We start from the raw sequence: 26,112 nt of genomic DNA on the forward strand, positions 1-26,112 counted from the left end.
TTAGCTGATTAAATGTTTGAGTATAGCACGCGAGCGCCTGTTAAGAATTGAACCGGGTGATGCTTTCAAAGACTTAATAAAGTAAGAAATTGATCTACGCTTTGATTTGATCATTGCGAGGTGTAGAGAGATGTAGCTATAAGTATTGCTTTTCAAAGCGGGCATAAACGTACCAAATTGAGATTGGACTTCTTTATCGTCTAATACTGTTTTTAGCATTAACTCTTTTCTCTTTATCAATTTTTCGGGAGCGAAATTAAAAACAGATCTATCATCATGCTGAACTAAGGCAGAGGTAACCTTGTGGTTAATTAGCAATGGATATCGGGCAGCAAGGCGGAGCCAGAGCGCATAATCTTCAGAACCTGCCATTTCACGATTCTCTTCAAATGGATGGGCGTCTGCAATGTCTTTTCTCAAGAAAACTCCGTGGCAGCTCATGAAATTACCTTCAGAAACCAAAGATTTGATAGCAGTTTCTCTATCGTATTGAATTGGACTCTTCCTTCTTGTTAATTTGTTTAAGAATTCATACTCCTGAAATATCCATTCAGGTTGATTGTGATTTTGAATAAATGAGAACGCTTCCTGAAGGTGGGTGCGATAAATTAAGTCATCGGAATCTAAAAAATAGATATACTTACCCTTAGCAATGGCAGTTCCTGTATTTCTGGCTTTACCTCTTTCGCTGTTTGGTATAGAGACTAGGCGAACTTTATCTTGAAATGTTTTCTCAATAAAGGTTTTTGTGTTGTCAGTGCTACCGTCATCTACTATTATAATTTCAAAATCAGAAAAGGTTTGGTTGAGAACTGAAGATATGGTATCGGCTATGAGCTTCTGCCTATTGTAAGTTGGTATAATGATCGAGAAAAAAGGAGATTGACTCATTTTACTTCCTGGTATTTGTCGATCACATTCTCAACATAGAAATGCTTGTAGACTGATTTTTTTAATGCCGGGCCAAAATGGTTGTACTTCGATTTATCATCATAGATTTTAAGAAGTAGTTCGGTCAATTCTTGTTCTGTATTTTCTTTTGAGATAAGGAATCCATTTTCGCCATTTTCAATATAGTCATCAAAATCTCCAACATCTGCACAAGCGATAATTAATTTCTCTAATATTCCGGCTTCCTTTATAACACTGTTGCTTGCTTCAGAGTCGGAAGTATGAACGACTACATCTGCTGCTGCCATGTAGGTTATTGCTTCACGGGTGAATCCAATAAAAAAAACATGTCGTTCCAATTCTAAGTCTTTCACTTGCGCTTTTAGTTCTGGCTCCAGCGGTCCGCCACCCAAAATAAGGAGCTTTACATCGAGTTGTTTATCAACCAGAGCTTTAATTACACTGATAAGAAGGCCATATCGCTTGCACGGAATAAAGCGTGATACAGTAACCAGGCGAAGCGAACATGGAAAGTCTCTTGAAATAGCAAACAGTGATTCAATTTTCGGCTCCGGATAATTCTCAAACCTATACGCGTAGTTAATCAGACGTACCTTGCTTGGATTTACGCCTTCAACTTCAGTGAGTTGGTGAAAAACCTTTTTAGATGGGACGATAAATTCTTTACCTAGTCGGTTGATTATTTTATCAAATATTTTTGCGTTTCTATTAGTGCCATTCATTATATAATCACTGTGATGGCGGCAAATGATAAAACGAGCAGTTGAAAAATATTGAGCAAAAACAGCTATAATATTGGCAGGTTGGGTATGAGCATAAACCAGATCGATTTTATTCTTTTTTACGTATTTCGTCAGGTAGCGAATATGCTTGATATAAAATACAAATGATGATGATTTAGGGAGAACAAAAGAATCTGTTTTTACACCGGATTTTTCAACCACCGCTTGAATATCCCCTTTTGGTTCCTGACTTAAGAGATGGACCTTATGCCCCATTTTAGAAAACTCTTCCATTAGAGTTTCTAACGAGTTACTGTTTTGGCTGGATGGGAAATAGAATAGAATATTCACTGATGCTGTTTTCAGATGGCAAAACTATGTTTTCTTGTGGCTTAAAGATAATAAAGCCATTAAATTCTTTACTTCGCGTTATGGAGCTTACCATTATTATTCCGTCTGTTGGTGATATGGCTATTTTGACACGCACGTTGGATGCGGTTCTTTTAGCAACACAAACTATAGAAACAGAGATAATTCTGGTTGATGATTCTGCGGATGGAATTGTTGAGGTAGATAACCCGAGATTAAAAGTGGTTCGCAGTTATGGAAAAGGGGCATCCAATGCCAGGAACGAGGGATTGAAACACGCTAAAAGTGATTTAATTTTGTTTCTGGATGATGATATACTGATTTCTGAAAATCACATTCTCGAAACACTTCAGCTTCATAAAGAATCAAGTAAAAAAGCATATAATTTTTACTGGGTGTATCCGGAAGATTTGATGCGGGAACTGCCGGAAACAAAGTTTGGCAAGTATGTACTCCATGAAGGTTTATATTCTAACCAGCACAGGCTCGAAGGTAAATATGATGAACTACCCAAGTTGACGAAGCAGAAAGGGCTGACAAGTCAGTATTTCTCTATCGAGAAAAGATGGCTTGATGAAGTTGGCGGCTACGATTCAATACCATATGCTGGTATTGAGGACTTACTTTTGTTTCGGAAATTAGAGCGTATTGGGATAGAGGTGTTTTTAGTAAAAGATCAGGTAGTGTTTCAAAACGAGGCGAATCGCATTCAGGCGGATAAACTTTTTAATCGGTATCGTACAGGAGCACTGACAAGAAGAATAGCTGCGTTACGCGGGCACAAAGATTTGGGGGTTCAATTTAATGGTACTGAGAAAATAAAAGGGGAATTGGGAACTCTGTTTCTACCTCTGCTTAGGTTAATTGAGAATAAAGCTGCTTATGGTTTGCTTTACAGAAAAGTGGTTCACTATATCCTTTTTACCGGAACTTATTTGGGGTATTTTAAAGATGAGTTACCGACGCCCTTTGCGGAGGAGTTTAATAATTGATGTGGGAAGTAATTTTCTTTTTCGTTCAAGTTTAACAAGAAAACTCCTATCGATACGAGCAAGCCAATATAAGTTGATTTGTTTAGCGAGTTTTGAACAAGCGCTCCATTCTAAGGCTTCATATTTTTCGCAATACCTTTTGAAAAGGTAGTAATTCAAAGCGTAATGAATCGTTTCGTTATTGGTGAATTTCAGAGTGAATTCAAGTTCTGCTAAGCTATTTTGATTGATGGCCTTAATTGCATTTACAGCTGGTTCATAATTGTGTTTTGTCGCAAGGCTCAAGTAAATTCGATCTGCTTCCTGTTCAAATTTTGTCTGATGCAAGGTGGATTTAGAATCTTCATGGTATCTGAAATTTAGAATCGTTGAATCAATACTCATCGTCCTTTGATTCCCAAAAAACAGAAAATACCTCATTAGCCATTCTTTGTCCATGCAGTAGTGAAGATCTTCATTGAGCAAACCAATATGGTCAATGGCAGACTTGCGAAAAAATGTCTCAGGCTGATCTATGCGGGAGTATGCAATGGCTTTTGGAAGATTGTCCTGATATAAATCTGTGCCACGGCTTCTTCTATTTTGAAGACCGAAAACATTGGCTCGAAAAGTGGCCATCGTAATCTTCGGATTTTCAAATGCTTTAGCCACCGTTTTCAGTGCATCGGGTTCGTAGTAATCATCACTATTAATCCAGTTTATTATTTCACCGGTAGCTCTGGACAAACCTTTATTTATTGCATGACTTTGTCCATTGTCTTTTTCGCTCACCCACCAGGTAAGGTGTTTTGCATATTTTTCGATGATCTCTTTAGAATTATCTGTGCTCCCGCCATCGACGATAAAGTATTCAAGATTTGGATAATCCTGACTAAGCACCGAATCAATTGTTTGTTCAAGATACTGTCCTTGATTAAATGAAGGTGTAACAATTGATATTTTGGGCAGAGTATTCATTGTCATTAAGAACTGATACTTTTATAGAGCGCTTCAATTCCATTGGTAAGTGTAGTACCGGGTTTATAACTTATTTGTTTATCAAGCTTTGATGGATCAGCTAAAGAAATTAATACATCACCCATTCGAGTCGGCGCGTATATTGGTTTTTGCTTATAGTCGGTAACTTGGGCTATTTCGCGGAACAATTCATTTACCGAAGTTTGTATTCCAGTTCCAACATTAAAAACATCAATTTCAGTATCGCTATTGGCCGAAGCTACCAATGCATCTACAATATCTTGTACAAATACGAAATCACGAACCTGCTCGCCATCACCATAAATTGTAATGGGAAGATTTTTGATTGCCCGATCCATAAATATTGAGATTACTCCTGCATAAGCCGACGAAGCCTTTTGACCAGGACCAAAAACATTAAAAAAGCGGAGTCCTATTGAATTTAGACCATAAGCCTGGTTGAAGAATCTAGCATATCGCTCATTGTTTAGTTTGGTTAGGCCATATGGTGACGTTGGGGTGACAAGTTCAGCTTCTTGAAGAGGGAGATTATCTGATTCTCCGTATACCGCGCATGACGATGCATAAACTAGCTTTTTTACTTTGTGTGTTTTGCAGAACTCTAATACGTTAATAAATCCGGTTTCATTTACCTGATGAGTGCGCAGTGGTTTCGTAAAAGAATCCGGGACACTTACCAGAGCAGCCAAGTTAAATACATAATCAACTTTAAATTCCAGAATAGGAAGCGGATTAGCTATGTCGTGTTCTATGAAATGAAAGTTTGAAGAATGTCCAAATTCTTTTAAATTGTTCGTATCAGCGTTGGAGAGATCATCAATTATAATTAAACGCGCCAGCTTTTCTTTCAGAAGAGAACGCGTTAGATGGCTACCTATAAATCCCAGGCCGCCTGTAATTAAAATCGTCTTTTGATTGAAACTCATTTTAGACTGGGAAATATTTATTTAAGAACTCAAATAATTTAACGGGTGACAAATCAACATCCCCCACGCGATCACTTTCTGTTGGGTTTTCCACAGCCAAAAGATAATAGTAACTAAGATTAAGAGCATTTGCGAGAGAATAAAAACAGTTGTTCTTATCATCGCATTCTCCTCTTATTTCAACTACAGAGCAATGTTCCGGTGCAGCTATCATATTTGTAAGTCCTGCTCCATGAACTCCGATAATTACATCCGCTGCTGCCATGAGCTTCATTTGATCAGCGAAAGTGAGGTTTTCCAAATATATGGTTTCAAAATTGAACTTTTCGAGAATTGTAATGCAGTCATTCTCGTTATTTATCCTCCGTACCTTTGCAAATTTCCTGCTAATATAGACTCTTTTACCACCGTTTTTCAATTGGGATTTTGAGTGGATAGCATTTCTTATTTTATCCATTATTGGTGGGTAAAAATTTCCGGTAGAACATACCGGTTCTGAAAACAGAATTTCGGACGTCAGAAATTTATTGCCTTTTGGGATATATTCATACTCCAGACCCAAAAATTCCAAAGATTCTGTGACATACTTATACTTTGAATAATGGCTGGGCAACAAGATGATATGATCGCTCAACTGCTCGTTTAGAATAAAATATCGCGGTAGTGCATCGCATATCCAATGAAAGTAACCATGACTCCATCTTTCCGAAATCCAAATATATTTTTTTCGTTTTAGTTGTGGTAGTTTCAATACCATTCTGGGGAAATGGTTTAGAAGAAACGGAAATGGTTTGGAAACTCGGAGATTCACAAGTGAACTACGGTAAATTGCCATAAAGAAATTTGCGATAATTCCACCTGAGTCTATCCAGGCATGTTTTATTTTATATCCATCAACTTTCTTAAAACTCTTTAGAAATTCATGTTGAAATAGATTCAAGTCTTCAGAATTGTAGTTGACAGGTTTGACCCTGGCAACTGTATAATTTTCTATAAGCTTGAAATTTTTCATTTAAGATTGACCTGAAATAAATAAACAGTATTTAAATTTTGATACTCATGGAGCAATTAGATCAACGATTAAAGAACTGTAATCTTCAATTGAGCCCTTTGAAGGATTTCTAGCAGTCCTGGTGACGATTCCATTCTTTTCATCCAACTCATTCATTATTAGTTCTCCGTCTTCTTTGTAATATTCGAATAGTTCGTAATTGTAGCCAAGTTCTTTTGCCAGATTTAGAAAATCAGAATAATTCCAAAAAGATTTGTGGTCGTCTGCTCCAGGTCCTGATCCGTTAGGGCGCACATACTCTATGTACTCCGGATTCGGATGATTTTTGTCAGGAACAGCGATCCGAATTCTACCGTTTTTCACTAAATAAGTTTTTGCCAGTTTCAATGAGTGTCTTACATCATCTACAGTCAAGTGTTCCAGAACATGTTCTAATAGAATATTATTGATCGGCGAGCCTTGAAAGAAATAAACCCATAATTTATCACTTGTCAAATCAAAAAAAGGTAAATTCAAGTCCGTCCAGCCTTGGTAAGAAAGTATGCCACTTCCTATATTGAGTTTAAGCTTATTCTTTTCACTCAATATGGCAATATTGTTTCTTAAACTTCTCCGGGTTAAGAATATATACCTCTTCTTTCTTAGTTGCTTAAATAGAATCATTTAACGCTTAATATATTTTGAAATTTCATAAACTAAATCGTTGCGCACTGCCAGAATATTTTGGAACCTAAATATTTCCATTTTCGGATCATAAACGCGCAAATCATGTAAAAAATTTGTGTCAAGTCTAAAGAGAGCATGGGTGCTGCTTAAAAGATCATGGAAATCTTTTATAAACGATCTGGTATAAACGTGAAATTCATTGAATTCAAATTGTATAAACTTAATATCCTTTAAATAAGCCTCACCGCTTTTTAGAACGTTGAAATCATACCCTTCTGTATCAACCTTAAGAACCCCTATTGATTTGATATTTTCATTTTTAATTAAACGCTCGAGGGTAATGCAATTAACGGATATTTCTTTTAAAGTCTCATTGGTTGGAATGCTGTTTTTAGAAAGTGATCCTAAAGTGGATATTGGGTTTTCGTTAGAAACAAAAAAGGACTGTTTACCCTCGATAGTAGAGATTGCAAAGTTAAAACATTCGGTATCCACATTTTTGACCAGCTTATTAAAAGTGTCTGTATTGGGCTCTATACTCCATATTCGATGTAAGGGTAAATGTTTTCTAAGTGTCAAAGAATATTCTCCCGTATTCGCACCAATATCAATAACTATATCGTCAGGATCAATAAACTTCTTAAACAAAGACGCGATAGCAAACTCTTCACCCGAGTTTTTCATATCTGTACCTTTTAGAATACCATAATGGTTTAAGGCGATATACATAATTGGAGCATCAGCCGCTTTATGCAAAAATGTAATTATAGAGGTGGCATTTTTTTTACCTAAAAGTTTACCAAAGAACCTTGCTATTTTGACGGCGCTATCGTTCATTTTCCATGGTAGTTCAGGTAAAAGTTAAAACCGGGTTGTATCATTCCTTGAATTTCATCAGTGTTTGAATATCCATAACTATTCCCTTCGCCGATTTCTATGAATATCTTATCACTAATCCAATCTTCAATTTCATCAGAAGCCCTTATAAACAACGTCAAACTATAATTTCCTGATTTTAGGTCGTTTTCTATTTCGAACCAATAAATATCCGAATCGTTTTGATGATCTATCTCGTAGCTGATGTATTTGTTTGAAACATGTATTAATGTGTTGTTTAAGAAGTCTTTTATGGCCACACCGAAATCCAAATTTTGGTATAGTCCCGGGACAATGGTTTTTAATTGAAGGCCTAATTTAATTTTTTCTCCCGGTTTGTTAATTTGATTTGGAATAAGTATCTTCTGAAATATCAAGTGACCTTTTCCTTTTCTTGACTCAATATTGTCTAAACGCGTCACAGATTCAGATTTTATCAGGTCGTTATGATAAGAACTGATAATATCGTCTATCTTTCCTTTTTGGCTCATTATTCCGTTTTCGAGAAGAATACCGGTTTCACAGAGATTGCGTACCGCTTGCATATTGTGGCTGACGAATAGAATTGTTCTTCCACTTTTGCTCACTTCGGTCATTTTTTCAATGCACTTTTGCTGAAATGCAGAATCTCCTACCGCCAAGACCTCATCAATCACCAAAATCTCAGGTTCCAAATGAGCAGCTACCGCAAATGCCAGCCTGAGCTGCATTCCGCTTGAGTAGTGTTTTAAGGGAGTGTCTAAAAAAGGACCGACCCCTGAAAAGTCGACTATGGCATCAAACTGTCGATTTATCTCTGCTCTTCCCAAGCCAAGAATTGAACCATTCAAGAAAACGTTTTCACGCCCGGTAAGTTCAGGATGAAAGCCCGTTCCCACTTCTAGAAGACTAGCCAGCCGACCTCTTAGAATAATCTCACCTTTAGTTGGTGGAGTAATTCTTGATAGAATTTTGAGAAGCGTAGATTTCCCCGCACCATTTTTACCTATAATAGCCAAACTATCCCCCGGATACACTTCAAAACTAATATCTTCAAGCGCCATGAAGGTTTCTTTTTTGCGGGAAGGGTTAAAAGATTTAAAAACCTGATCACGTAAGCTTAGATATTGCTCTTTTTGAGCTCCGCGCCTATATTCCTTCGATATATTCTTTACTTCAATTATTGGTTTCATTTTGGTCTCTTGCACTTCGGGAAAATTTCGCTAAAATTTACTGGTAAGTTAAAATATTCGCGTTAAAAAAGAGCGCATTTGCGTAATGTGCATCTGTGTTTATTAGTGAGTGATCATAAAACGCCACAAATTTAAAATTGTATTCAGTAAGCAAATGAATAACTTCGATAAAAGGAGTATGATGTTTGTCATTTTTATTGATACCCACCTCGCAATATATAAAATCTATTTTATCAGAAGAGAGTGTATTTTTTGCTCCAATGAGAACAGGAATTTCAAACCCTTCAACGTCTATTTTTAAAAAATTTATCCGCTTCACGTCATTTTTAGAGAGATAGTTGTCAATGGTTTCAACAGTCACAGTTTCATTTGAAATAGTGTTTTCCACGTTTGGAAGATTTTTGAAACTATTCCACAAACTGTTTTTTGCGATGCCAATAGTTAAGGTTCCAACTTCCGCACCAAAACCGATATTTTCTAAATGTACCTTCGCAAAGTGTTTGGTGGCGGCATATAATTTATCGAAAGTATCCTTAATCGGCTCAAAGGCATAAATAGTTGAAGTAGGTTTTTCTGCTTTTATCCTTGATACAGTTTGACCAGTATTGGCTCCCACATCAAAAAAGGTAGATAATTCGATATTACCAAAATGATTTTTGATATCGATAAATGGATCATTGCCTACGGAGATGGAACGCGTCTTGTAAACGGTCAAGCCCATGCTTTGAAGAGTGCTTTTTAAAATGGATTTTATCATTTTCCTCCTTGTTTAAGAGTGAACTTGTAGCTTATTACGGTTTTTTATTCTATTCACATTAAAGTAAGAAGCGAATCTATTTGCAGTACCAAAGGAATTAAAAAATTTAATGAGATCGTTTTTCATTACGCCAAATCCGCAAAATATCCTTCCGTCTTTCGGAAGTAATAAATGCCAATCACCAAAAACAATAATCCAGAAACCACACTAATTCCAATCATGTTTAAATCAAGAGGTTTATCAACCAATGCGTTCCTGATAAGAGATATAGGGGCATACATCGGATTTACTGCAAGTAATTTTGTAAGCCAGGGCTTGTCGCCAAGCATGGAGATCGGATAAATAACAGGAGTCACGAAAAGTCCTACCTGAATAATAAACGGCAATAGGTATCGAAAATCGCGGTACTTTACATTCATAGCAGCTATTAAAGAGCCAGGCCCAAAGGATGCGATTATGGTGAGGATAAGTGAGATTGGCAGGAGATAGAGCAATTTAATGCTCAGCGAATAATCGTAATAAAGCACTAAACCAATATAAACGATAAAAGCCATAAAGAAATCAAAAACTGCAACGAGTATGGCACTCATGGGAATAATGAGACGGGGGAAATAGATTTTCTTAATAATATTTGCATTGGAGACCATGGAGTTTCCCGCCCCGCTAAGTCCCGAGCTAAAAACATTCCAAAGCATTAAGCCCGAGAACGCAAAAAGAGGATAAGGTATTCCATCACTTGGAACATTAAGTGCTTTGCCAAAGAAAATGGAGAAAATAACCATCATAATAAAAGGTTGCAGCACTGCCCATGCAAAACCAAGAAAAGTCTGCTTGTATTTAACCTTAATATCCCTCCAAGTGAAAAAATAGAAAAGCTCACGGTATTGCCAGAGTTCAGCGAAGCCGAGTGAGAATTTAGAAGGGGGAGTGATGCGTTGTTCCATTTAATTCGAAATAGTCTTTTTTAATAATGATTTAAATCTTTGAAAAATTGATGGAACGGGTTTTAAATGTCTTCTAAAATAATAGTTGTCAGCAGTCTCATTTAATAATAATTCCTTGGGGTGTTGCAAGGGGAATTCCATTACATTAATTGGTATTTTTGACAATTTGCTATGGATATCTTTTGTGTTTCGAGCATTCGGATGAAACCCTAAGTTAGAAATACAATTCACATTTGGTGTTAAACAAATTCCTTTGTTTTTCCATATTGTATAAAACCATTGATAATCCCATGTGTTAATCTCGCCACTATTGGTTTTTTCAAAAAGCCGTTTGTGATAATCCAGAAAATCTTTATTTTCAATATAACCAGTTAATTTGTTCAAATTATCCAAATCTATATACTTCTCATACTTGGTCCATGCATCTTTCCATGTTGCCCATCCCCATATATGAGGAGTTGCCGTTGCATAATAGCTAAAGTTCGTTCTTTTATAACCAGATTGAAAATTTGAACCACTTATATGCATCACCCTTGTATCATTCTTATAATATTGCAAAAGCTCACTACAAAAGATGAAAAAGTCTTGGTTTGGTAAACAATCTTCTTCGATTATAATTCCTTGACTTTCGTTTTCGAAAAACCAATTAATTCCGCGCTGCATTGCTTCCCTGCAACCCTGATTTTTTTCAAAAATATTAAGTTTAATCGTTAAATTCTTCAATTTAAACGACGAGGCGATACCAATTATTGATTTGTTTTCTTCCTTTTTTATTTTATCTCCTCCATCATACAGGTCTATAGAAATGTAAATAATATCAGGAGAATATTGAACTATTTCATATAGAACCTGACGGAAGAATTCAGGTCGATCAAATGCCGTAATAAGCACATTTGCTTTATATGTCATAATAGAAGATCATTAATCTGATGTTCGATAAGGTATTGATTATTTCTAAGACTCTTTGTAATATCAGAATTACCTGAAACTATAATATACCCTCGTTTAGCTCCAGTTTCATTTTTACTGTCTTTGGGAAAAAAAAGATTTAGTTTATTAGACTCTAAATCCTCAGAAATCAAGTCTGTAGAAAGTTCAATTTCTCCGTATTTATCGAATTTAAATCCGATGTCGTGCGGAACCTTGAAATCGTCGATAATTATTATAGGGTCAGTGAATTTCTCTAATATTAATTGAATTTCTTTTTTTAAAGGTAGATCTTCATTCCAGTGAGCATCCAAATAAAACAATGTTGGTCTATTTACATTGAGATGTTTGTTAATTCCTTCCAAAAAAATCCTACTATCGTTTTGAAAAATGCGTATTGCGGGATTTGACATAAAACGAAATTTGGCGAAATAATAGTTTCGCTTATCAAATTCGACTGACAGTATCGGTAGATTCGAGACATTATGCATAAATGCGGTAGTATTTCCTTTGAATGTGCCAGTTTCCACAATAAATTCGATTATTGATTGTGAAATTATTTCTTTGAAAACCTGTTGTCTCTGTTGTTGTCCATTGAATGCGCCGCCCCAAATATTAAAAATTTCCTTACGTTTTGTAACCAAATCCTTTATTGCGCCGAATAATGCTCTCATACTCTGAATTTTTGTCAAAAATAGTTTTTTACATTTGCTTACACCTAATTCATTTCATTTGCATTTATCGATATTGAGAAATTCAAGAATATTACTAGTATTTTTTTGTGTTAATATCATTTCGGTCTGTAATGTTTTCTCACAGATGCCAATTGTTGATGGTCTTGCGGCATGGTACTCTGCAGACAGTATTTACGCCGCGGCCAGTGAAGGTTTTACATGGTTTGATCTCTCAGGGAATGATAGGCATGCATTTCAAGGGAGTTCGTTAAATCAACCTATTCAACAATCGACCTCGATTTTAAATGATCAAAATTTCCTTTATTTTGATGGGGTTGATGATTTTCTAGTAGTACCTGATACTTTTATGATAGGGACTGTATTTATAGTGGCGCAATACGACCAGGCTGAAAATACTTTTTCTAGTCCCAAAGGCCTTCTTTCAGCTTTGAATGGTGGTAGCTCAAATAGTTTATTGCTTGTAGGGCAAGGTGGCACATCAGTCTTTTACGGCACTTATTTTTCTCCGTCAAATCAGCAGCATAATGATTTCATAGGAACTAATTATTCACCTTTTGATCAATGGAAGATATCCAGATTGTCAAGACCATCTAATATATTAGAGTTGGGGGCTTTGGTTATTGGCAGGGATCGAAACAACAATGGCCGCAACTGGAAAGGTGGGGTTGCTGAATTAATCATATTTGATTATAACCTGAATCCAGAAGAAATTCAAGCAATTGACGATTACCTTCAGGAAAAATATAGCCCTTCGATTGATATTCCTAATGAAATTAATGTATCAGATTTCTGTCCTGTTAAAATTGGTGCTTCGGGATTTTTAGATTATACTTGGTCGACATCAGAAACATCTGATTCGATTTTCATTTCTAACAGCGGAACATATTCTGTACAGGCAACGACAACTTTCAATACTTCTAAGGCGGATACCTTCACTGTTACCTTCCCTGGTACGTTCATCAATTCTTTCAACCTCTGCACAAACACAGATTCCCTCTACACCCCAAACCTAGAATCCTTCGAGGTAACCTGGCAAGACGGAAGTACAGATCCCAACTACCTAATCACCGAAGGTGGTGAATATTCCCTAACCGTAACCGACAGCGAAGGCTGCACTTATCAAAGCGACACCCTAGTCGTAACCGAAGACTTTTATTCCACCGAAGTGGAACTCATAGAGCACCCAGTCTTCTGCCTCGGCAACGAACTTTATTTAAATTCCGGATTCGCGGAAGCGGAAACCTACACCTGGAGCACGGGCGAAGAAACGGCCTTTATAGCGCCTTCGGAAAGCGGCGAATACTGGGTAGAAGCCACCAATGCCAATGGGTGTGTGGGCAGAGATACGGTAGATGTGGACATTGCGGGGGCGGCACCTTTTGTAGAATTTAATACCGGCACGGCTTGTGAAAACAATGCGGTGGTATTTACGGATATGACTTTTGATGAAGGGAGTGGGATTGTGGATCAGGAATGGGTTTTCGGACCTTTCGAGGGGCCTCAAGGTCCGGACACCGTGCAAGGACAAACGGTTGCCTACACATTCCCGGAAACGGGCGCCTACCCTATAGAACTTACAGTACTTCTTGCCAATGGATGCTCTGGTACTGGGCGCGATACGGTGGTGGTGAATCCGCTGCCGCTGGTGGGCTTTAATGATGATGCTGTGATACCCTGCGCGGGCAATGAGGTAGCTTATGAAAGCCAGAGCGGCGTGCCCGGCAATGGCACCATAACGGGGTATAGCTGGCTGTTTGGCAATGGCAGTACCGATACCGGGATTGTGGGGACTACGGTTTTTGAAAATCTGGGTGTAAATACGGTCCAGCTTACTGTAACCACCCTGGCAGGATGTGTGGACTCGCTGATGCGCAGTGTGGTGGTGCTGGGCAGCCCTGTGGCCGAGTTTAGTTTTGACCCGGTGTGTGTGGGGATGCCTACGGTGTTTGAAGAAGATGTGGATACGTCAGAATCGGGGGCGGTGTTTTACAACTGGCAGTTTGGCGACGGGTTTTTTAGCAATTTTCCCAATACCAGCCATGTGTATGCGCAGGCGGGGCTGTATAATGTGCAGCTTACGGCTACGGGCAATGACTTTGGCGGTGCCGGATGTGTTGACAAGATTATTAAACAAGTGCGGGTGTACGATGCGCCTACAGGTGCTGTTGTAACAAGCGATGGATGCCTGGGCGATGGGGTACTCTTTACCGATTTAACCCAGCCGGCGGTGCAGGGCGGTGTGGCAGACACTATGGATACGCGCGAATGGGTATTGCCTTTCGGCTACGGCCAGGGCCCTATCACAGTTGGCGGAGATAGTGTGCAGGTGTGGGTTGGCGCTGAAGCGGGTAGTTATTTGGTGCAATTAAATTTTGAGACCGCTGCGGGTTGTACGGGTTCCGCTTCCGCGAATGTGGATGTGCTGGGGGTGCCCGAGGCTTCGTTTACTTTGCCGGTGCCTGAGGTTGCGCCGCCCTTTGTGGTGGTGCCCCAGAATACGAGCACCGATGCGCAAGGGTATGTGTGGCTGATGAATGGCGAGGTGGTGAGTACGGATGCGGAGCCGGAGCTGGCTTTTGCCGATTCGGGGGTTTATGTGGTGATGCTGGTGGCGACGAATAGTCTGGGTTGCAACGACACCACAGCGCAAGAGGTGGCGGTGATCAATCCGGTGTATGATTTGGGATTGGTTGATATTCGGTATTCGGTTTCTGGGAGTCGGTTGGCTTTGCGGGCTGTGCTTTCCAACAATGGGAATGTGGCTATCCGGAAGTTTCGGATGGCTGTGCAGCTGGGTTTGAGTGGGAATACGGATCAGGTGATGGATTTTGAGATTGCGCCGGGCGAGGTGAAGGAGTTTACGCTTCCGCAAGATTTTGAATATCTGGCTTCACGCGATCTGCCTTATGTTTGTATGGTGGTGGGGTTGGAGCCTTTGGTTGAGGTTGATTTGGAGAATAATTCGCTTTGTATCGGGCTGCAGAAGGAGAAGGCTGTTTTTATTGATCCGTATCCGAATCCTACTTCGGGGTTTGTTAAGTTGGGGTTTGTTTTGCCTTCGGCTGGGAGAGTTTCTTTGCGTATTTCTGATTCTTCGGGGCGGGAGGTTGATTCTTTTTCTTATGGTCTTGGTAAGGGGTATAGTTTGAAGGATTATGATCTTTCCGGTTTCTCTGAAGGGGTTTATTTTATTCGGTATGGTTTCTTGGGTGAGGAGGTTGTTAAGCGGGTTGTTGTCGTTAATTAAGTCGCGAGTCTCGAGTCTCGGGTCGCGAGGGCGGGGCTTCACGGTTCTGGTTTTGTGGCTGATTTAGCTTTAAGCCGGAAGCCGCAAGATGATAGGATGCGGAGTTGATGATAGTGACGATGAATTTACTGACGCTACGTTACACGCACTCACTCTGGTCGACAGGATGTTCCATGCGATGCATTGAGTGGTTATTGAGCCTGTCGAAATGCTTGTCGAAATGTGCTGATGGAGAATTTGATGTGAAGCGTAAAAACGGTCGTACCTACGGCACTTTGATAAATACCGTTATTTGTAGTCCTTGGGCTAAAGCCCAAGGCTACAATAACTTCCGTCCCTACGGGACTGATACGTGGATAGGTTTTGTGTAGGGGGTGTTAGGTGTTTTGCGATTTTTCTCATTAAAGGCTTTTCTAAATGAAATCTCTACAATTTACAAAGTTAAATAACGATGCAGTGCTGTAGGCACGATCGTTATTGTAGCCACGGGTTTTAACCCGTGGATAAATAACGCACAATTCTCCACAGTGCTGTAGGCACGACAGTTATTACCCATTTCATCAGGCCCAACGTCCAAATGAACCCGCGTTCATTGCAATGATTCAAATAAATACTTCGGATCAAAATCAATATCATGCTCTGTCAATAAGCGTAAAACGGTCGTACCTACGGCACTTTGATAAATACCGTTATATGTAGTCCTTGGGCTAGAGCCCAAGGCTACAATAACTTCCGTCCCTACGGGACTGATACGTGGATAGGTTTTGTGCAGAAGGTGTTAGGCGTTTTGTGATAGTTGTCCATCATTCGTTTTCTAAATGAAATCTCTACAATTTACTAAGTTAAATAACGATGCAGTGCTGTAGGCACGATCGTTATTGTAGCCACGGGTTTTAACCCGTGGATAAATAAAGCACAATTCTCCAAAGTGCTGTAGGCACGACAGTTATTACCCATTTCATCAGGCTCAACGCCCAAATGAACCCGCGTTCATTGCAATGATTCAAATAAATACTTCGGATCAAAATCAATATTTTGCTCTGTCAATAAGCGTAAAAACGGTCGTACCTGCGGCACTTTGATAAATACCGTTATATGTAGTCCTTGGGCTAAAGCCCAAGGCTACAATAACTTCCGTCCCTACGGGACTGATACGTGAATAGGTTTTGTGCAGAAGGTGTTAGGTGTTTTGCGATAGTTGTCCATCATTCGTTTTCTAAATGAAATCTCTACAATTTACTAAGTTAAATAACGATGCAGTGCTGTAGGCACGATCGTTATTGTAGCCACGGGCTTTAGCCCGTGGTTTAATGACGCACAATTCTCCGAAGTGCTGTAGGCACGACAGTTATTACCCATTTCATCAGGCACAACGTCCAAATGAACCCGCGTTCATTGCAATGATTCAAATAAATACTTCGGATCAAAATCAATATCATGCTCTGTCAATAAGCGTAAAAACGGTCGTACCTACGGCACTTTGATAAATACCGTTATATGTAGTCCTTGGGCTAAAGCCCAAGGCTACAATAACTTCCGTCCCTACGGGACTGATACGTGGATAGGTTTTGTGTAGGGGGTGTTAGGCGTTTTGTGATAGTTGTCCATCATTCGTTCTCTAAATGAAATCTCTACAATTTACTAAGTTAAATAACGATGCAGTGCTGTAGGCACGATCGTTATTGTAGCCACGGGCTTTAGCCCGTGGATAAATGACACACAATTCTCCGAAGTGCTGTAGGCACGACAGTTATTACCCGTTTCATCAGGCACAACGCCCAAAAGAAGCCGCGTTCATTGCAATGATTCAAATAAATATTTCGGATCAAAATCAATATTTTGCTCTGTCAATAAGCGTAAAAACTCATCGGGAAACGATTCCGTTCTATGATGCGCTTCCTGATTTTCGATGTATTTGTAAATCATATCCAATTCTCTGTATGACTGGGAGAAAGCCCCGTAGCCGGTTTGCCATCTGAATGGAGTGTCAAACATCTCCAGCTTATTAAAATCTTTGGATGAATTCCCTTTTATCTTTTGAAGGATTTCGGAGGTTGAGAATTTGGGTGGAATACTGAATAAACAATGAACATGGTCTTCAACCCCATTTACGATAAGGCTATCGCAGCCGGTGTCTTTTACTTGTTGGGCTATTATCGCGAAAGCGGTTGGTTTGATTTCGGGACTGAAAGTGGATTTTCTGTATTTCACAGCAAATATTGCGTGGACGTATTGTTTGGAGAATGCATTGGCCATTTTGTTAAGGGTTTTGATTGATATCCAAAAATACGGTTTTTATTTTTTGTTGGGTATTTGATGAAATGATGATGTGATGATGAGATGATGTTTGAAGGGTGGACGAAACGGGGTAAAAACGGTCGTACCTGCGGCACTTTGATAAATACCGTTATATGTAGTCCTTGGGCTAAAGCCCAAGGCTACAATAACTGCCGTCCCTACGGGACTGATACGTGGATAGAGTTTGTGTAGAAGGTGTTAGGCGTTTTGTGATAGTTGTCCATCATTCGTTTTCTAAATGAAATCTTTAGAATTTATTAAGGCTAAATAACGATGCAGTGCTGTAGGCACGATCGTTATTGTAGCCACGGGTTTTAACCCGTGGATAAATAAAGCACAATTCTCCGAAGTGCTGTAGGCACGACAGTTATTACCCATTTCATCAGGCTCAACGTCCAAATGAACCCGCGTTCATTGCAATGATTCAAATAAATATTTCGGATCAAAATCAACATTTTGCTCTGTCAATAAGCGTAAAAACGGTCGTACCTACGGCACTTTAATAAAAGCTGTTATTTGTAGTCCTTGGGCTAAACTAAGCGCAGCGTCCTCACGACCAACGGGAGCCCGAAGGGTGAACGAAGTGAATAAGCCCAAGGCTACAATAACTGCCGTCCCTACGGGACTGATACGTGGATAGGTTTTGTGTAGGGGGTGTTAGGTGTTTTGCGATATTTCTCCTTCGAGCGTTTTCTGAATGAAATCTCTACAATTTACTAAGTTAAATAACGATGCAGTGCTGTAGGCACGATCGTTATTGTAGCCACGGGCTTTAGCCCGTGGATAAATAAAGCACAATTCTCCACAGTGCTGTAGGCACGACAGTTATTACCCATTTCATAAGGCACAACGCCCAAAAGAAGCCGCGTTCATTGCAATGATTCAAATAAATACTTCGGATCAAAATCAATATTTTGCTCTGTCAATAAGCGTAAAAACGGTCGTACCTACGGCACTTTGATAAATACCGTTATATGTGGTCCTTGGGTTAAACTAAGCGCAGCGTCCTCACGACCAACGGGAGCCCGAAGGGTGAACGAAGTGAATAAACCCAAGGCTACAATAACTCCCGTCCCTACGGGACTGATACGTGGATAGAGTTTGTGCAGAAGGTGTTAGGCGTTTTGTGATAGTTGTCCATCATTCGTTTTCTAAATGAAATCTTTAGAATTTATTAAGGCTAAATAACGATGCAGTGCTGTAGGCACGATCGTTATTGTAGCCACGGGCTTTAGCCCGTGGATAAATAAAGCACAATTCTCCGAAGTGCTGTAGGCACGACAGTTATTACCCATTTCATCAGGCACAACGTCACTTCAAGAGCCTCAATGACCACATTCGAGAGCCTCAATGATCACAAGATTTGTACAAGTGGGTGGAGGAGATTGATTGGTGTCCGGATATGTGGGGTGGTGAAGATAAATTAGCTACCCGTGCCTTTGGGCAGCAAAGCATTACTTATATTTCGAAAAATTTTTGGAATTAGGAATATGAGTCAAGGAAATAAAATACAGGATGATTTGGTGAAGATTGGGGTTGTTGATCCTGAGCGTGTCCGCGAATATTTTCCCAGAGTGCGCGATAGAGAAGATGTTGGGGTTATGAAATGTGAAGAGTCAGGTGTGATTTTTCTTTCGCGGTCAGATCATATGCATATGAATCATTATGAAGAGATGTCTGATTTGGAATACTGGGGAAAGGGAAGCAGAGAGCAGTCGCTGGAAACGACATTGGAAGATGATACCAGACGAGCAATGCAGTTTGCGGATGAGATAGCCGGGAAGTATTGGGTAGATATTGGAACCGGGCTAGGTGGTGTTTTAGATATCGCTGGCGGTAATGCCAAAAAGGTGGGTGCCGTGGAACCGCAAATCCATGCGCGTAAATGCCTAACCGATCTGGGATACGATGTGCGTGGTTCGATTGCCGAACTCGATGATAATTCAGTAGATGTATTTACTCTTTTTCATGTTTTGGAGCATTTTATAGATCCCATTGAAGAATTAAAAAAGGTGTATGAAAAACTGAAGCCGGGTGGTAAGGTGATAATTGAAGTGCCTCATGCGCGCGATTTTTTACTTTCATTTCTAGACTTGGAGTCATTTAAGAAATTTACCTTTTGGAGTGAGCACTTGATTTTACATACGCGGGAGAGTATTGAAAAACTGCTTCAATTTGTTGGTTTTAAAGATGTTGTGGTTGATGGTTTTCAGCGGTATCGTTTTGCAAATCATTTGCATTGGTTGGCACGTGAAAAACCCGGCGGACATATTAAATGGAATGACCTGAGTACCGATGCGCTTGATAAGGCTTACGCCGAAATGCTTGTTGATAAGGATTATTCGGATACTTTGGTTGCTGTGGGGGTGAAGGGTTAGATATGCCGATGCGATGCATTACTTGCTTCGCTGCGTCCATACGGAGTCACTTCGATCCTGAGAGCGTTTCACTAAGTTGAGCGGTGGTTATCGAGTGGTTATTGAGCTTGTCGAAATGCGAAGCCGAGATGGGTCGAAATGTGCTGATTTGCTGATAAGGTATTTCTCTCCTCATGCATTCTGCTTGATCCGAGATTTGAGGTCTTTGCGCTTTATGTGTTTGCAAGTAGCGGTGCGCTTATGGGTTTAACCGACTCTCAGTGGTCATGTTGTTGGTCATCCCGTTCACTTAAGATAAGGCCTTGAAGCTTTCGGCATAAAGCTTGAAGCTGACTTGAAGCTGACTTGAAGCTGATAAGATCATTGATGTTGCAATAGGTGGTAGGTATGTCTTTCAATTTAGATACTTTTGTTTTTTAAATTCACAGTAGAAAACGAAGAGGTTTTTGGATGGAAAAAGGTAAGTGTGTTCAGATAATTGCAGAGGCGGGTGTAAATCACAATGGCGATATCGCGCAGGCTATAAAGCTTATTGAAAAAGCAAAAGAGGTTGGTGCAGATATTATCAAGTTTCAGACTTTTAAGGCAAATCAGGTGGCTACCCAATCGTCGCCAAAAGCGAAATATCAGCTAGGAGTAACTGATCCAAAAGAGTCGCAGTTGAATATGCTAAAAGCGCTGGAGCTCGACTATGGCCACTACAAAGAAATTTTGCTGAAGTGTAAAGAGCTGGAAATTGGTTTTATGTCAACGCCCTACGGATTTGACGATGCCGATTTTCTCAATGAGCTGGGTGTTGAGGCTTTTAAAATTGCTTCAGGACAGCTTACCGAACTTCCTTTTCTGCGCTACATTGCCCGAATGGGAAAGCCAATGATCTTATCTACCGGTATGGCCAATATGGCCGAGGTGTTTGAAGCGGTGGAAGCTATACGCGATGAGGGAAATGAAAAAATGACGGTTCTGCAGTGCACTACCAACTATCCCTCGCGGGTTGAAGATGCCAATGTGCTGGCTATGTGTTCTATTCGCGATGCATGCAAGGTTGAGGTTGGTTATTCTGACCATGTGGAAACCAATTACGCAACGTATGCGGCTGTGGCACTCGGTGCCAGTGTTATTGAAAAGCATTTTACACTTGATCGCAATGCCAAAGGGCCTGATCATAGTTCGTCGCTTGATACGGATGGTTTTCGAACGCTGGTAAAGGGAATACGTGAAATTGAAGCGGCTCTGGGCAACGGATTGAAAGTGCCTTCGGAGGCAGAAAAGGAAAATACTTTTGGTATGAAGCGTAGCCTGGTAGCTGCTGCCGATATTGCCAAAGGAACAGTTATAGAAGGGTCGATGCTGGGTTTTAAACGACCTGAAAATGGATTGGCGGTAAATATGTACAACTCGGTTATCGGCAAGAAAGCCGCTAAAGCGATAAGCGCAGATGAACCGCTGCAGATGCACTCGATAGTGTGGGAGGCCTGATGGAGTCGCAATACCTTATATTCGACAATCCGGGAACTGCTGATATTTCGGCTTTTCTTAATAATGCAGGCAACTCGGTTAACTCTTTTCGGTATTTCGATAAGCGTCCGCTAAGCATTATTGAAAATCATTTGGTAACCTGCCTGATAAGAGATGAAGCCCATAATTATGTGGGTTACGGACATTTGGATAAGGATGGCGATACGGTATGGCTGGGAATAGCTGTGGCCGAAGAAACGCGTGGCAAAGGACTGGGGAAAATGATAATGAGTTTTTTGGTGAAGCGAGCAAAGGATTTGAGCGTTGAAAGTGTGCAATTGTCGGTTGATAAAACCAATACCCCTGCCATTCACTTATATTTGTCATTTGGATTTGCGCAGGCAGGTCTGCTGAATGAAAAAGTTCAATTAATGAAATTAACGATTGCATGACCGTTTATGTAAGTACATTGGCTTTTCAAACTTCTGATGTAGATGAAGTGGTACAGATGGCGCAAGACCATGGGCTTAATGTGGAGTTCAGTTCGGGATTGCCTTACAGGGAAGATATGCAAACCGTATTCGCGGAAGCCCCTGTAAAAAGAATAGCCCATAATTATTTCCCGGCACCAAAAAATCCGTTTGTAATTAATCTGGCTAGTGCCGATGCAAGTATTCGCGAGCGATCGGTAGCTCACTGCATTCAAGGACTTAAACTTACAAGGGCTGTAGGTGCTACCTTTTTCGCTGCCCACGCAGGCTTTTGCATCGATCCAGACCCCAATGAATTGGGCAGGCCGATTTCGTATGGCGCCATAGCTGATAAAGAAATTTATTGGGCACATTTTATCCAATCGCTTAAAACAATATTGGCGGAAGCCAAAAAATTGGAACTCGACTTTTACATAGAAAACAATGTACTGGCCGGGTTTAATTATAAAGATGAAGTAAATCCGTTGCTCTGCTGCGAGAGTGCAGATATACTGCGTATGGCAGAGGCGTTTAAGGGTGAAGATCATTTTGGTCTTTTGCTAGACACGGCTCACTTTAAAGTATCATGCGGTACGCTTGGTTTTGATGTGGCTTCCGAATTGGAACGCATAAAGCCCTATATCCGCGCTATTCACCACAGTGACAACGATGGGCTTACTGATACCAATGATCGCATTGATGCCACGTATTGGTTTTTGCCCTATATAAGAGATTATCGATCGCTCCCTCACGTGCTTGAGGTAAAGCGGCAGAGTATCGAATCTATTGAATTGCAATTAAATCTGCTTGAGAAGTATGGAAATTCGTGATTTTAGTATTGGCGGCGATGCCACAATTCGCAGCGCCATGGAGGTGCTGAATAAGACCCTTATGGGTATAGGATTTGTGGTAGATGGCGACGGGAAGCTTACGGGTACGGTAACCGATGGAGATATTCGCCGCGCCTTACTTAAAGGGCATACCATAAGCGATGAGGTAGGGGTGGCAATGAATCGCAATTTTGTATCGCTGCCCATGGCCACGAGCAATGTAGATATACTAAAAGTACTTTCGGATAAGGTCAAGGTTATTCCGCTTGTAAGCGAAAGCGGAGTGTTGAAAGACTATGCTTCCATTCGGAAAATACGGCGCATTTCTGTTGCTGCACCAAGTTTAGGCGGCAATGAGCTGGCTTATGTTACAGATTGCATTCGCACCAACTGGATTTCGTCGCAGGGGAAATATGTAAGAGAGTTTGAAGCTAAATTTAGCGAATACCACGATGGGTATAAAGCTCTGGCGGTGAGCAATGGCACGGTGGCACTCCACCTGGCACTTGTAGCTTTGGGAATTGGAGAAGGCGATGAAGTGATTGTTCCCGATTTGACCTTTGCAGCAAGCATAAACGCCATACTCTATACGGGTGCCACGCCGGTACTTGCTGATGTGGATGCCGACTCATGGAATATTGACCCAGAGGTAATTGAGAGGCTGATTACGCCACGCACAAAGGCTATTATGCCCGTGCATCTGTATGGGCAGCCGTGTGATATGCAGCCCATTATTGAGATTGCTGGCGCGCATAATTTGCTGATTGTTGAAGATGCAGCCGAAGCTCTGGGAAGCCTTTATCAATCGCGCCCAGTAGGTACCTTTGGCGATGTAGCTACTTTTAGCTTTTTTGGAAACAAAACCATTACAACCGGCGAAGGCGGGATGGTTATTTTTCGCGATGAAGCTGCCTATGAAAGGGCTGCTGTGCTGCGCGACCACGGTATGTCTAAAACAAAGCGATACTGGCATAATGAGGTGGGGTTCAATTACCGGCTTACCAATCTTCAAGCCGCTATTGGTGTGGCCCAAATGGAAAGGATGGACGAATTTGTCGATGCCAAGCGCAGAATTGCAGGCTTGTACAATGAAGAACTGACTAAGTCAGCGCATTTTGTTTTGCCTTTGGGCGAAGAAGTGGGTAGCAAGAACTCGTACTGGCTTTATACTTTTCTGGTAAAGGCTGATAGCCCGTTTAGTCGCGATGAATTGATTGCTTTCCTTGCGGCAAATGGAATAGAATCGCGACCGGTATTTTATCCATTGCACGAAATGCCGCCCTATACCCAATACGGGAAAGCGTCTGAATTATCACGGTCTATTGCCATTTCCAAAACGGGAATAAGCCTGCCGAGCTCGCCGATATTGGAAAAAGAGGAGGTGAAATTTATCTGCGAGCGGATATTGTATTATGCCGCACATTATAAAAACAGCTAATGAAAGATTTAGTAGTAATACCTGCACGCGAGGGATCTGTGGGTGTAAAAGGCAAGAATAAACGGCCTTTAGCAGGAAAACCACTCATACTTCATACCGTAGATTTTGCCCGCAAGAATTTTCCCGATAGTCTAATCTGTGTGAGTACAGATGATAAAGAGATTATCGATCTAGTTGAGGCAGAGGGTCTAGACGTTCCGTTTGTGCGCCCAGATTCTCTGGCTACCTCAGATGCTACAAGTGAAGATGTACTGAAACATGCGCTCCGCTACTACCGTGAGAATAAAGATTTTGATGCTGAACGGATTATCATGTTGCAACCCACGAGTCCCTTTCGCCGCGATGAAGATTTAAAGAACATGTTTGATTTATACCACAACGACATTGATATGGTGGTATCGGGCAGTTTGAGTCAGGCCAATCCGTATTATACTTTGTTTGAATTCAGGCAAGATGGGTACCTGGAAAAGTCGAAGCCGGGCAAGTTTACGCGCAGGCAAGATTGTCCTAAGATATTTGAGTTTAACGGATCGGTTTATATTATGAATGTTGAGCGGCTGGAGAGTAAAGGGATTGGAGCTTTTGACAAGATTTTGCCTTTTGTGATGGATGCGCGGTATTCGGTGGATATTGATGAGGAGCTGGATTTTTTGTGGTGTGCGTTTTTGAGTGAGAAAGGGTTGGTTTGAAATGATTGTAATACCACGGGAATGAGGACGTGCTTGATACGCTGGAGAATGTAGCCGGCGCAGGCAAGGGCTTTGCATTGCGCCAGCCTGTTCATCGTTTGTTTGCCGGATTGCTATTTCTCAACCATGATTTTTAGAATCAGCTCTGCGGTTCTTTCTACCGATTGCCCTTCGTAGTCAGAGTAAAGAGCATCATTATAGTATTTTGCTTTCTTGCGGTGGAGGTTCATATCAAAATCCTGTTCGAGCCCGTTTACCAATTCTTCGATATCGGTGTATGCTTTGTCGATTAACCCGTTTTTGAGGTAATGGTAAAAATCATTTACAACTCCTTCAGATGCGAAATATACAGGTCGACGATAGAGCATAATGGCTTCTAATAGGATGGTGCTATCGCCTGAAATAACCGCTTTAGTATTTAGAATGTGATCGAGAGCGGTTTCGCGATTATCTGAAATTTTCCAGCTGTGTGCGGCGAATTTCTCTCTTATATGGGGCGGCACATTGGGGTGAAAGCGCACAATAAATGGGATATTTCTTGACTCAAGTTCCTGGCATAGGTTGAAGTTTTTGTCGATGTCACAGAAGTAGGTTGAAATGCCGACGGAGACATATTTGCCGAGCTCTTTGATGGCGGGCAAGGCAAGGTAGGGATCTAGCTTCATTATTCCGGTGAGCGAAATTTTGGTATTTGATGATCCGGCGTTGTGGTATTTATCTTGTGCATCTTTACCATCTAAAAATGCATAAGTCATAATTAGAGGTGTAACACCCTGGTTAACCGATGCGTGCTGAACGTATAAGGATTCTAACTTGCAACTGTTGCATGCTAAGAAAACTGAAATTGAAATCCCGGAATGGTCATTTGAAGCAATCACTAGTTTAAGTGGAGTATTTTTTTGGGTGATAAGCTTTTTAGCGTATTCGTAATATCCCAACACAGTATGCAGATTGTAAAATCGTTTGCGGTATATGATGCGATCATTTCCCCTCACGGTGAAAAACGAAAGGAGCATATTCCAACTGTGCAGTAAAGCGAGATATTGGAGTTGTTCCTGCGTGGGTTTCGTTTCACTACTTTCGGCTCTTAGGTCGAGGAGTTGTACCTCATTTCCAAATCTTTTGACCAATGGGATCAGGGCATTTCGTTGATTTTCGGTTTGCACGAGAATGAGCACTTTTCTATTAATAGCAGGCACCGGAATTTGTGAATCTTTAAAAGGTCCTCTGTACAACTCAATTAACCTTGCGACGTGCTTGAAACCATTCCGAAAGCTTATTTCCTCTCTTTCTAATTTTAAATGGGGAAACTGATTGCTGTAGTATATCTTATCCAATGATTTTACCAGTGACCGG

At 40.6% G+C, this 26,112-nt stretch carries 22 protein-coding genes; 8 read left to right on the forward strand and 14 right to left on the reverse strand.

Going from position 1 to position 26,112, the window contains the following annotated elements; translation table 11 throughout:
• Entirely contained in the window at window positions 1-891 is an 891-nt protein-coding gene (locus G3O08_RS07870) for a glycosyltransferase family 2 protein (protein WP_163284625.1), read from the reverse strand.
• Window positions 888-1,985 (reverse strand): glycosyltransferase, encoded by a 1,098-nt coding sequence (locus G3O08_RS07875; protein WP_163284627.1) that lies wholly within the window; start codon window positions 1,983-1,985, stop codon window positions 888-890. The genes G3O08_RS07870 and G3O08_RS07875 overlap by 4 nt, the downstream gene beginning before the upstream one ends.
• Window positions 1,986-2,065: 80 nt before the next feature.
• Between G3O08_RS07875 and G3O08_RS07880 the strand changes: the two genes are divergently transcribed.
• A complete protein-coding gene (locus G3O08_RS07880; RefSeq protein ID WP_163284629.1) occupies window positions 2,066-2,995 on the forward strand; it encodes a glycosyltransferase family A protein in 930 nt (309 codons plus the stop codon).
• Here G3O08_RS07880 and G3O08_RS07885 read toward each other — a convergent pair.
• The 10 genes from G3O08_RS07885 to G3O08_RS07930 all read right to left on the reverse strand — a co-directional run bounded on the left by G3O08_RS07885 (window position 2,960) and on the right by G3O08_RS07930 (window position 11,927).
• On the reverse strand, window positions 2,960-3,952 hold the full coding sequence (locus G3O08_RS07885) for a glycosyltransferase family 2 protein (RefSeq protein ID WP_204336814.1): 993 nt from the start codon (window positions 3,950-3,952) through the stop codon (window positions 2,960-2,962). The genes G3O08_RS07880 and G3O08_RS07885 overlap by 36 nt on opposite strands.
• Window positions 3,953-3,957: 5 nt before the next feature.
• Window positions 3,958-4,899 carry an NAD-dependent epimerase/dehydratase family protein gene (locus tag G3O08_RS07890; RefSeq protein ID WP_163284633.1) on the reverse strand — a complete coding sequence of 314 codons (942 nt, stop codon included), beginning with the start codon at window positions 4,897-4,899 and terminating at the stop codon, window positions 3,958-3,960.
• Between the two features lies 1 nt (window position 4,900).
• Complete coding sequence (locus G3O08_RS07895) at window positions 4,901-5,911, reverse strand: glycosyltransferase family 61 protein (protein WP_163284635.1); 1,011 nt, start codon at window positions 5,909-5,911, stop codon at window positions 4,901-4,903.
• Window positions 5,912-5,956: 45 nt separating this feature from the next.
• Entirely contained in the window at window positions 5,957-6,574 is a 618-nt protein-coding gene (locus G3O08_RS07900) for a class I SAM-dependent methyltransferase (protein ID WP_163284637.1), read from the reverse strand.
• Window positions 6,575-7,414: an FkbM family methyltransferase gene (locus G3O08_RS07905; protein ID WP_163284639.1), complete on the reverse strand. Its 840-nt coding sequence runs from the start codon at window positions 7,412-7,414 to the stop codon at window positions 6,575-6,577.
• On the reverse strand, window positions 7,411-8,625 hold the full coding sequence (locus G3O08_RS07910) for an ABC transporter ATP-binding protein (protein ID WP_163284641.1): 1,215 nt from the start codon (window positions 8,623-8,625) through the stop codon (window positions 7,411-7,413). Before G3O08_RS07910 ends, G3O08_RS07905 begins: the two co-directional genes overlap by 4 nt.
• Window positions 8,626-8,662: 37 nt before the next feature.
• A complete protein-coding gene (locus tag G3O08_RS07915) occupies window positions 8,663-9,382 on the reverse strand; it encodes an FkbM family methyltransferase (protein ID WP_163284643.1) in 720 nt (239 codons plus the stop codon).
• A 125-nt stretch (window positions 9,383-9,507) separates the two neighbouring features.
• On the reverse strand, window positions 9,508-10,326 hold the full coding sequence (locus tag G3O08_RS07920; protein WP_163284645.1) for an ABC transporter permease: 819 nt from the start codon (window positions 10,324-10,326) through the stop codon (window positions 9,508-9,510).
• Window positions 10,327-11,235: a hypothetical protein gene (locus tag G3O08_RS07925; protein WP_163284647.1), complete on the reverse strand. Its 909-nt coding sequence runs from the start codon at window positions 11,233-11,235 to the stop codon at window positions 10,327-10,329.
• A complete protein-coding gene (locus tag G3O08_RS07930; RefSeq protein ID WP_163284649.1) occupies window positions 11,232-11,927 on the reverse strand; it encodes a hypothetical protein in 696 nt (231 codons plus the stop codon). The genes G3O08_RS07925 and G3O08_RS07930 overlap by 4 nt, the downstream gene beginning before the upstream one ends.
• 145 nt (window positions 11,928-12,072) lie before the next feature.
• On the opposite strand from G3O08_RS07930, the gene G3O08_RS07935 reads away from it, so the two are divergent.
• Complete coding sequence (locus tag G3O08_RS07935) at window positions 12,073-15,195, forward strand: PKD domain-containing protein (RefSeq protein WP_163284651.1); 3,123 nt, start codon at window positions 12,073-12,075, stop codon at window positions 15,193-15,195.
• Between the two features lie 1,794 nt (window positions 15,196-16,989).
• Here the strand turns inward: G3O08_RS07935 and tnpA are convergent.
• Window positions 16,990-17,451, reverse strand: a complete 462-nt coding sequence (gene tnpA / locus G3O08_RS07940; RefSeq protein ID WP_163284653.1) for an IS200/IS605 family transposase — start codon at window positions 17,449-17,451, stop codon at window positions 16,990-16,992.
• Between the two features lie 1,532 nt (window positions 17,452-18,983).
• On the opposite strand from tnpA, the gene G3O08_RS07945 reads away from it, so the two are divergent.
• From G3O08_RS07945 to G3O08_RS07970, 6 genes are all read left to right on the forward strand, one after another.
• The gene (locus G3O08_RS07945) at window positions 18,984-19,871 is read left to right on the forward strand and encodes a class I SAM-dependent methyltransferase (RefSeq protein WP_163284655.1); all 888 of its coding nucleotides are present in this window, start codon (window positions 18,984-18,986) and stop codon (window positions 19,869-19,871) included.
• A gap of 450 nt (window positions 19,872-20,321) precedes the next feature.
• Window positions 20,322-21,350, forward strand: coding sequence for an N-acetylneuraminate synthase (gene neuB / locus G3O08_RS07950; protein WP_163284657.1), 1,029 nt, complete (start codon window positions 20,322-20,324; stop codon window positions 21,348-21,350).
• Window positions 21,350-21,781, forward strand: coding sequence for a GNAT family N-acetyltransferase (locus G3O08_RS07955; protein WP_163284659.1), 432 nt, complete (start codon window positions 21,350-21,352; stop codon window positions 21,779-21,781). Before neuB ends, G3O08_RS07955 begins: the two co-directional genes overlap by 1 nt.
• Window positions 21,778-22,629: a sugar phosphate isomerase/epimerase family protein gene (locus tag G3O08_RS07960; protein WP_163284661.1), complete on the forward strand. Its 852-nt coding sequence runs from the start codon at window positions 21,778-21,780 to the stop codon at window positions 22,627-22,629. The genes G3O08_RS07955 and G3O08_RS07960 overlap by 4 nt, the downstream gene beginning before the upstream one ends.
• The gene (locus G3O08_RS07965; protein ID WP_163284663.1) at window positions 22,616-24,067 is read left to right on the forward strand and encodes an aminotransferase class I/II-fold pyridoxal phosphate-dependent enzyme; all 1,452 of its coding nucleotides are present in this window, start codon (window positions 22,616-22,618) and stop codon (window positions 24,065-24,067) included. Before G3O08_RS07960 ends, G3O08_RS07965 begins: the two co-directional genes overlap by 14 nt.
• Entirely contained in the window at window positions 24,067-24,756 is a 690-nt protein-coding gene (locus G3O08_RS07970; RefSeq protein WP_163284665.1) for an acylneuraminate cytidylyltransferase family protein, read from the forward strand. Before G3O08_RS07965 ends, G3O08_RS07970 begins: the two co-directional genes overlap by 1 nt.
• Before the next feature lie 113 nt (window positions 24,757-24,869).
• Here G3O08_RS07970 and G3O08_RS07975 read toward each other — a convergent pair whose 3' ends face one another.
• Window positions 24,870-26,093 carry a hypothetical protein gene (locus G3O08_RS07975; protein WP_163284667.1) on the reverse strand — a complete coding sequence of 408 codons (1,224 nt, stop codon included), beginning with the start codon at window positions 26,091-26,093 and terminating at the stop codon, window positions 24,870-24,872.
• Window positions 26,094-26,112 lie beyond the last annotated feature (19 nt).

Origin of the sequence: Cryomorpha ignava, from assembly GCF_010686655.1 — a bacterium.
GTDB lineage: Bacteria > Bacteroidota > Bacteroidia > Flavobacteriales_D > Cryomorphaceae > Cryomorpha > Cryomorpha ignava.